7 protein-coding genes are annotated in these 7,443 nt (G+C 61.3%); 4 read left to right on the top strand and 3 right to left on the bottom strand.

Features of this window, described 5'->3' with window-relative positions; all coding sequences use genetic code 11:
- Both EPO61_13075 and EPO61_13070 read right to left on the bottom strand, forming a co-directional pair.
- Positions 1-504 (bottom strand): EamA family transporter (locus tag EPO61_13075; GenBank protein ID TAJ07544.1); only part of this gene is annotated, 504 nt, incomplete at its 3' end.
- Positions 505-1,095: 591 nt separating this feature from the next.
- Positions 1,096-1,743 carry a methyltransferase gene (locus EPO61_13070; GenBank protein TAJ07543.1) on the bottom strand — a complete coding sequence of 216 codons (648 nt, stop codon included), beginning with the start codon at positions 1,741-1,743 and terminating at the stop codon, positions 1,096-1,098.
- Positions 1,744-1,838: 95 nt separating this feature from the next.
- Here EPO61_13070 and EPO61_13065 point away from each other — a divergent pair, with 95 nt between their 5' ends.
- On the top strand, positions 1,839-3,383 hold the full coding sequence (locus EPO61_13065; protein TAJ07542.1) for a carboxypeptidase M32: 1,545 nt from the start codon (positions 1,839-1,841) through the stop codon (positions 3,381-3,383).
- Between the two features lie 11 nt (positions 3,384-3,394).
- Here EPO61_13065 and EPO61_13060 read toward each other — a convergent pair whose 3' ends face one another.
- Positions 3,395-3,955 carry a hypothetical protein gene (locus tag EPO61_13060; protein TAJ07541.1) on the bottom strand — a complete coding sequence of 187 codons (561 nt, stop codon included), beginning with the start codon at positions 3,953-3,955 and terminating at the stop codon, positions 3,395-3,397.
- Between the two features lie 229 nt (positions 3,956-4,184).
- Between EPO61_13060 and EPO61_13055 the strand changes: the two genes are divergently transcribed.
- The 3 genes from EPO61_13055 to EPO61_13045 all read left to right on the top strand — a co-directional run bounded on the left by EPO61_13055 (position 4,185) and on the right by EPO61_13045 (position 7,361).
- Positions 4,185-4,616, top strand: coding sequence for a transcriptional repressor (locus EPO61_13055; protein TAJ07540.1), 432 nt, complete (start codon positions 4,185-4,187; stop codon positions 4,614-4,616).
- Positions 4,617-4,691: 75 nt separating this feature from the next.
- Positions 4,692-5,768, top strand: coding sequence for an extracellular solute-binding protein (locus EPO61_13050; GenBank protein TAJ07539.1), 1,077 nt, complete (start codon positions 4,692-4,694; stop codon positions 5,766-5,768).
- Between the two features lie 6 nt (positions 5,769-5,774).
- On the top strand, positions 5,775-7,361 hold the full coding sequence (locus tag EPO61_13045) for an iron ABC transporter permease (protein TAJ07538.1): 1,587 nt from the start codon (positions 5,775-5,777) through the stop codon (positions 7,359-7,361).
- Positions 7,362-7,443: the final 82 nt, after the last annotated feature.

Raw genomic sequence — 7,443 nt, 5'->3', positions numbered from 1 at the left:
GAGCGCCCAACTCGCCACGCCGAGAAACACCAGGACCCCGCCGACCAAGGGTTGCTCTCCGACGCTGCGGAACCCGGCAACCGACACCAATCCCACCCCGGCAAAGGACAGCAGAGCGCCGGCCCAGACCGCGCGCAACGGCACATCCTGAATCAGCACCGAAGACAGGAGCGCGGTCACTACGGGGCTCGCGCCGATGATGACGCCGGCGGCGGCCCCGCCGATATACCGGAGACCGAAGAGGATCAACAAGTGATTGCCCAGAACGCCAAGGCCGAGGAGCGCAAGCATCCAGCCGTCGCGACGGCTGAGCTGAGCCAGCCTCCCTTCCTGCCACCACCACAAAGGCAGGAGGATCGCCAACCCTCCGAGATCGCGCAGGACCGACGCCTCGACCGCCGAGAAGGAGGTCAACGCCATCTTCTGCGCGACGATCGACCCGCCCCACAGGACCGCAGCCGAAATCAGCGCGGCATGGGCCGCTGTCTCAGATGGTTTACTCATTCCAGACCGGCGTATACAAAACAGCCACTTTCTCCGTCAAGCATGCTCTCGAATAGGTACTGGTAAAGTTTGGTTCCCCCTAAAGATACAGCCCTATCGGCACACCTCTTCCATCGCAGAGCGGGCACTTTACTAATATTTTGTCGGTCGAAGGTTGCCTAATCAGTTCAACTAGCGGATTCTTGCATCTCTTGCAGAGCAGTCTTTTTCGCTTGTGCTTTGGAATTGTTTTCCAAATAAAGCTCATCGTCTCCTCCTTTTAACTGAGGATTCTAGCCTAAGAGCCCGACGATATCATTCATCTTCCAGACGTGATCGGCTATTCCAGCCTGCATCGGTGGTTACTTCTTTCTCTCTTATCCCTTAGCAGTTAAACTGCCCTGCCCTCTTTTCCCAATACAAATATTCAGGACGCTCAAAAAGGTCATCCAACGAGGCCGCAGGGCGTGAGGACCCCGAGGAGGTACATACCAAGCTTCGCTTGAACCGCTCGCTTCGATCACATGCGAGCGGATAGGTACTTTGCCTTCAGCTTTGCCGTTCCGTTCGTTGAGGGGTTCGAGCGCCCGAGAACAAAGTTGGGGACCTTTTTCAGCGTCCTACTGGCCGCACGACCAGCAGGCCGTCCCGAATCGTCACCAACACGCTCGCCACGCGCGGATCGGCCGCTACCGTCCGGTTGAGTTCCTGGATCATCGCGGTCTTCTGGTCCGGCGGAGGCTGGATCAGCACGTCGCCGTCCCAGAGCACGTTGTCGATCAGGATGACGCCCGTCGGGGACACCAACTCCATGGCCCGCCGGTAATAGTTGAGGTAGTTCATCTTGTCCGCATCAATGAAAATCAGGTCGAAGGGTCCGGCCAGCCCGCGCAAGGTCTCCAGCGCCGGGCCCATTTTGATCTCGATCTTGCGGCCATGGGGGCTTTTCGCAAAATACCGCCTGGCCAGGGCAGCCGGTCCCGGCTCGATCTCGCAGGTGACGAGGCGGCCAGCTTCCGGCAGGGCCTCGGCCATGGCGAGCGCGCTATAGCCGGTAAACATGCCGAGTTCCAGCACCAACTTGGCTTGCACGAGCTGCACCATCATTTTCAGGAAGGCGCCTTCCAAGGGCCCCACGACCATGTGGGGGCATTCCATCGTCCTGTAGGTCTCCTCGCGCAACGCCCGGCACAGGTCCGACTCGGAAGTCGAGTGGGCTTCCGCATAGGCTTCGATATCCGGATTCACCAACGCCTTCATGCCTCGCCCTCCATGAAGATTGAAAAGGCCCTGTCCGTTGCGTAGACTGGCCGCCTATCATAGCATTCCTGCAAATGTACGACGGAGGATATCGCGTGCGAACGTTGGAGACATTGCAACCTCTCCTGGCCCACCTGCGCGAGGTCCAGCACCTGAACAGCGCCGCATCGCTCCTTTCCTGGGACCAGGAAACCTACATGCCGCCCGGCGGCGGCCAGGCCCGGGCCGACCAGTTGGCCACGCTGCAAGGGCTGGCTCACGACAAGCTGGTCTCGCCGGAGGTTGAAGCCCTGCTCGCCCCATGGATCGACCCGGCGACCGGCCAGGCCAGAGATCAACCGGGTGATGCCTGGGACGAACCCTCCCGCGCATTGCTGCGAGAAACCTGGCGCGACTTCAGCCGCGCCAAGAAACTTCCCTCCGATTTCGTCAAACGGCTGGGACGGGAATCTTCGCTCGCCCAGCAGGTCTGGACCGAGGCCAGGGCGCAGAATGCCTTCAAGCGGTTTCTGCCGAATCTCCGCACCATCGTCGCGCTCAAACTGGAAGAAACCCAGTACCTGGGCTACCGAGACTCTCCCTATGACGCGCTGCTGGACAATTACGAGCCGGGCGCCACCGTGGCCACGCTGACCCCGCTCTTTGCGACCTTGAAAGCCAGGCTGGTGCCGCTGCTCAACCGGGTGACGGCCAGCCGCGTCGCGGTCGACGATGCCGTGCTCGTTCAGGCCTACGATCAAGCCCGTCAGGTGGAATTCGGCAAGCTGGTGCTGACCGCGATGGGCTACGACTTCAACTGGGGTCGCTTGGACCTGTCGGCCCATCCCTTCACCACCTCCTTCCACCCGACCGACGTGCGCGTGACCACGCGCGTCCATGAAAAGGAGTTCTCCTCCTGCCTGTTCAGCTGCATCCATGAAGGCGGGCACGGCCTCTACGACCAGGGGTTGGACCAGGAACGCTATGGGACCCCCTTGGGCGAGGCCCTCTCCCTCGGAATTCACGAAAGCCAATCCCGGCTCTGGGAGAATTGCGTGGGCCGCTCCCGTCCTTTCTGGCGCTGCTTCTATCCGTTGCTGCAGCAGCTGTTCCCCGAACAGTTGCTGGCCGTGGAACTGGATCGGTTCTATGCGGCCATCAACCGCGTGCAACCCTCGCTCATCCGGGTGGAAGCCGACGAGCTGACCTACAATCTCCACATCATGCTGCGGTTCGAGATCGAGCGGGATCTGATCGAGGGCCGGATCGCCGTGGAGGATTTGCCCGCCGCGTGGAACGACAAGATGCGCGACTACCTGGGCCTCGTCCCGCCGACGGACGCGGAAGGGGTCCTGCAGGATGTCCACTGGTCCTTGGGCGCGATCGGCTACTTCCCGACCTATGCGCTGGGCAATCTCTACTCCGTGCAGCTCTATGAGCAGGCGCGGCGTGACATTCAGGGGCTGGAGGAGGAGATCGCAGCGGGCCGGCTCACCGTGCTGACAAAGTGGCTCAACCAGAAAGTGCACCGGTGGGGCCGCACCTTCACCACCGATCACCTGATCCGGCGCGTGACCGGGAGTCCCCTGAACCCCGAGCCCTTTCTTGCGTATCTCGAAGAGAAGTACGGCCGGCTGTATGGGTTACCCGCCGCACCGTGACGAGGATTGCGCTAATACCCGAGCGCGGCGTTGAGCTTGGCCAGCACCGGAGGGGGGAGCGTGAATTCGCTCTGGACCTCGATGCGGGACGGAACCAGCAGCGTCGTGTGGAAAGAAATATCCCGGATCGCCAGCTTGAACTCGGGCTGCTCCGGCACGGAAATTTCGACCGCTTCGACCGATTGGGTGATCGCGCCGCTGTCTTGCGGCGCGTAGGTGCCCGCCACGGCGTCGATAATCTCGATGACCCGTTCATTCGTTTCCACCCCAGCCACCGCGTCCTTCAGAATCTGAAGGACCGGCTCGGCCTTGTCGGCCAGGCTGAAATTCTCAATCCGTTCCTTGCGACGGAGCGAGAGCAGATCGTTGTCCAGGTCCTTGCTGAACGCACCGTAGGCATAACGGAAAAACTCGAAATGCAGGCCCTTGGTCCCCTTGCCGAACAGTTGCAGTTCGCAGAGGAACGCCAGTTGCTGAAGCTTCACGTCGCTCATCAACCCATGCGGCTCGGCCAGGTGCAGCAGATAGACCAACAGCGTCCGATCAATCGTCATCTGATGAGCTTGTCGCATTTCCCACCCAGCCGACCGTCATTCCGCAGCGCCGCTGACCCGAAAGGATCCGGTCATCATGCGACCTCGTGCCACTATAGTCCGCCGATCGCAGGCCCGTCAACGCAACCGGACAGGGCTCGACACGTCCGTCATGACGCCGGCCCATCGCGTGCGCTTCCATAAAAACTCTTGCTTGACCCATTAGCCGTTTTGGTTTTTAATAATCAATTATCAACTCGTGACGCCTATGCACAAAGACCTCAAAGAGACCCTCCTGCTGAGGGATCACCTGGCCAAGCATCAACTGAAGTTGACCCGCCAGCGCGAACAAATACTCTCCGTGTTCCTCAAGATGGAGCACATCACGGCGGAGCAGATGTATCGCATGTTGGCCAAGAAAGACCCTCATATCGGGCTGGCGACCATCTATCGAACCTTGAATCTGTTTTGCGAGGCAGGCCTGGCGCAGGCGCGCCATTTCGGCACGCAGACCCAGTACGACAACATCTCGCACAAGGGACATCACGATCATTTGATCTGTACGGACTGCGGCAAGATCGTCGAATTTGAAAACTGCGATATCGAACGGCTGCAAGAGGAAGTCGCCAAACGGAATGGGTTCACCATTAAAACTCACAAGCTGGAACTGTACGGCGTCTGCGCAACTTGCCGTCATTGACGCAGCCGGTTTTTTTTGTTACCGTATTGAGATGGTGAATCAATTTCATTTTCACTCTATCGCATTGGATAGGCAATGAAGTCGCACCGACAGCCCTCTATCTGCCCCCCCACCCATCGCCTTGGTCGCCGGAGCTTCCTTGCGCTTCTGAGCTTCTTTGCAGCCCTGCTGTTCAGCGGTCTCCCGGGACTCATCGGTGAGAGCGCCGCCGCCGACAAGCTGATCGTCTACTCAGGGCGGGCTGAAAAGCTCATCAAGCCGGTCCTGGATGCCTTCCAGACCAAGACCGGCATCCAGGTGGAACTCCTCTCCTCCGGCACCACGGAACTGGTGAACCGGCTGCAAGCCGAGGGAGACCGCACCCCCGCCGACCTGCTGATTACCAACGATGCCGGCAGCCTGGAGCGGGCCCGGGAGTTGGGGCTTTTGCAGCCTCTGCACATGAAGGAAATCGAGCAAGCCATTCCGCCCACCTTCAGGGCCGCGGATGGCAGCTGGATCGGGCTGTCCGGACGCTTCTGGACCCTGGTCTACAACACCAATCTGGTCAAGCCGGGCGATGTTCGGTCGGTCCTGGACTTGGCAGCCCCCCGCTGGAAAGGCAAGATCGCCATCCCCAACGCAGGCAGCGAGTACCTGCAAGCCGGGGTGTCGGTGATCAAGGCGGCCCAGGGCGACGAGCGGACCCAGCAGTTCCTACTCGGGCTCAAAGCCAACGCCGGCACGTTCGTCTACGGGAAGAGTTCCCAGATCGTGGACGCCCTCGCGAAGGGAGAGGTGGCCCTGGGCCTAGTGAACCACTATTACTTCTACCGGTACCTGGCCGACCATCCCGGCGCCCCCATCGCTCTCCACATGTTGGATCAGCAGGACAAGGGCATGGGTGCGATCATGAACGTTGCCGGAGTCGGGATCATCAAGCAGAGCCGCAAGCTGGACGCAGCGAAGCGGCTGGTGGAGTTTCTGGTGTCACACGAGGGCCAGAAGCTGTTTGCGGATGTGAACAAGGAATATCCCCTCCGTCCTGAAGTCCCGGCCGATCCGGCCCTCCCCAAACGCGAGTCCTTCCGCATCGCATCGGTTCCCCTGGCCCGCTTGGGCGAATTGCGGGAACCGGCCATGGCGCTGATTGAGCAGGCAGGGCTCCGCTAACGCTGCATGGTCACCACAGTCCGCCATGCCTCCCCCACCCCTCTTTCAATTTTTGCGCTGACCGTTGCCGGCCTCATTTGCCTGCCCCTGGCCTTTGTTACCTACCAGGCCCTATCGGCCGGCACCACCGTCTGGACCCGTCTGTGGAATACGAGGATTCCCGAATTGCTGGTCAACACCGGGTCCCTGGCCCTGAGCGTGTCGACCGGCACCCTCCTGCTGGGCGTATCCTTGGCCTGGCTGGTGGTCCGTTATGAGTTTCCCGCCAGACGGTTTTGGGAATGGGCGCTGGTGCTGCCGCTGGCCATGCCGACCTATGTGCTGGCTTACATCTACACATACCTGCTTGGGGTCGGAGGCCCCGCCGAGCAGGTCTGGCAAGCCTGGGCCGGACCCGGCGCCAGGATCTTCCCGCCCCACAGCCTCTCCGGCGCCACGCTGGTCATGACCCTGGACACCTTTCCCTTCGTCTATCTGCTGAGCCGGGCGGCCCTCATGAATTTCAACGTGGCCTTTGAGGAGGTTGCGCAGGCCTGCGGCGCCTCGCGGCTCCAGACCTGGCTCCGCGTCACCCTGCCGCTGATGCGCCCGGCCATCGTGGCCGGCCTGTCGTTGGTAGTGTTATACGTCGTCTCAGACTTCGGGGCCGTGTCGCTGCTCCGATTCCAGACCTTCACCTATGCCGTATACCAACAAGTGAGCGGGCGCTACGATCACGCCGCTGCCGCTTCATTGAGCCTGCTTCTGGTCTTGCTCGCCCTGCTCTTCCTGATTGCCGAACGGTGGTTCCGTCAACAAAGCCGGTTCTACCAGACCACCGGCCGCTATCGCGCGCCGGCCCGCAAAGCGCTGCCTCCGTTGGGCGCGTGGCTCTCGACGACATACGCGGCCGCCGTGTTCGGCGCCTCATTCGGCATGCCGGCCTGGCTCCTCATCAAGTGGAGCCTCGCGGCGCTGGCGGACGGAGCGCTGGACGCCAGGTTTCTGGGATTCATCGCGAACAGCCTCCTCCTGTCTGGGTCGGCCGCCACGCTGGCGATCGTCATCGGCACGCCGCTGGCCTACGCGGCAAGCCGGCGACCGTCGAAGCTCCACATCCTCTGCACACAAGCGGTCTACGCCGGCTACGTCTTGCCCGGTCCGGTTGGCGCCCTGGCCTTGCTGGTCCTGGTTTCCCACCTCGCTCCCTTCTGGTACGGCACGATCCTGGTGCTGGTCGCCGCCTATGTCCTGCACTTTCTCCCGGCCGGACTTCAGACCATGGAGCCGGCCTTGCAACAAGTCACACCGAATCTTGAAGAAGCGGCGCGAAGCCTCGGCTACGGGCCGGCCGGCACGCTTCGGACGGTGACCCTGCCCCTCATCCGTGGCGGTTTCATCGCCGCCTGGGTCTTGATGTTTCTGCAATGTATGAAGGAGCTGCCGGCAACGCTGCTCCTCCGCCCGGTGGGCTATGACACCCTGGCCGTGCGGGTCTGGCTGGAAGCCAGCGAAGAATACTATCAATTGGCCGCCCCCTCGGCGCTCCTGATCGTGGCCATGACCATCCCGGCGATTCTGCTGCTGGTCGCGAAGGATTGGCGCGCAGCCTGATGGTAAGTTCAAAAGTTGGAAAGTCATAAAGTCGAAAAATTATGGTGGAAGTTGAAATAGTACCGTCGGGGGATTCCGACTT

It is taken from the genome of Nitrospirota bacterium (genome assembly GCA_004296885.1).
GTDB lineage: Bacteria > Nitrospirota > Nitrospiria > Nitrospirales > Nitrospiraceae > SYGV01.
This window is presented reverse-complemented; position numbering and strand designations above follow the sequence as displayed.

What these genes read in the sequence shown, in the direction of transcription:
- EPO61_13055 (TAJ07540.1), top strand. Translation starts at nt 4,185, where the DNA reads ATGCACAAAGACCTCAAAGAGACCCTCCTGCTGAGGGATCACCTGGCC.
- EPO61_13060 (TAJ07541.1), bottom strand. Translation starts at nt 3,955, where the DNA reads ATGCGACAAGCTCATCAGATGACGATTGATCGGACGCTGTTGGTCTAT.
- EPO61_13045 (TAJ07538.1), top strand. Translation starts at nt 5,775, where the DNA reads ATGGTCACCACAGTCCGCCATGCCTCCCCCACCCCTCTTTCAATTTTT.
- EPO61_13050 (TAJ07539.1), top strand. Translation starts at nt 4,692, where the DNA reads ATGAAGTCGCACCGACAGCCCTCTATCTGCCCCCCCACCCATCGCCTT.
- EPO61_13070 (TAJ07543.1), bottom strand. Translation starts at nt 1,743, where the DNA reads ATGAAGGCGTTGGTGAATCCGGATATCGAAGCCTATGCGGAAGCCCAC.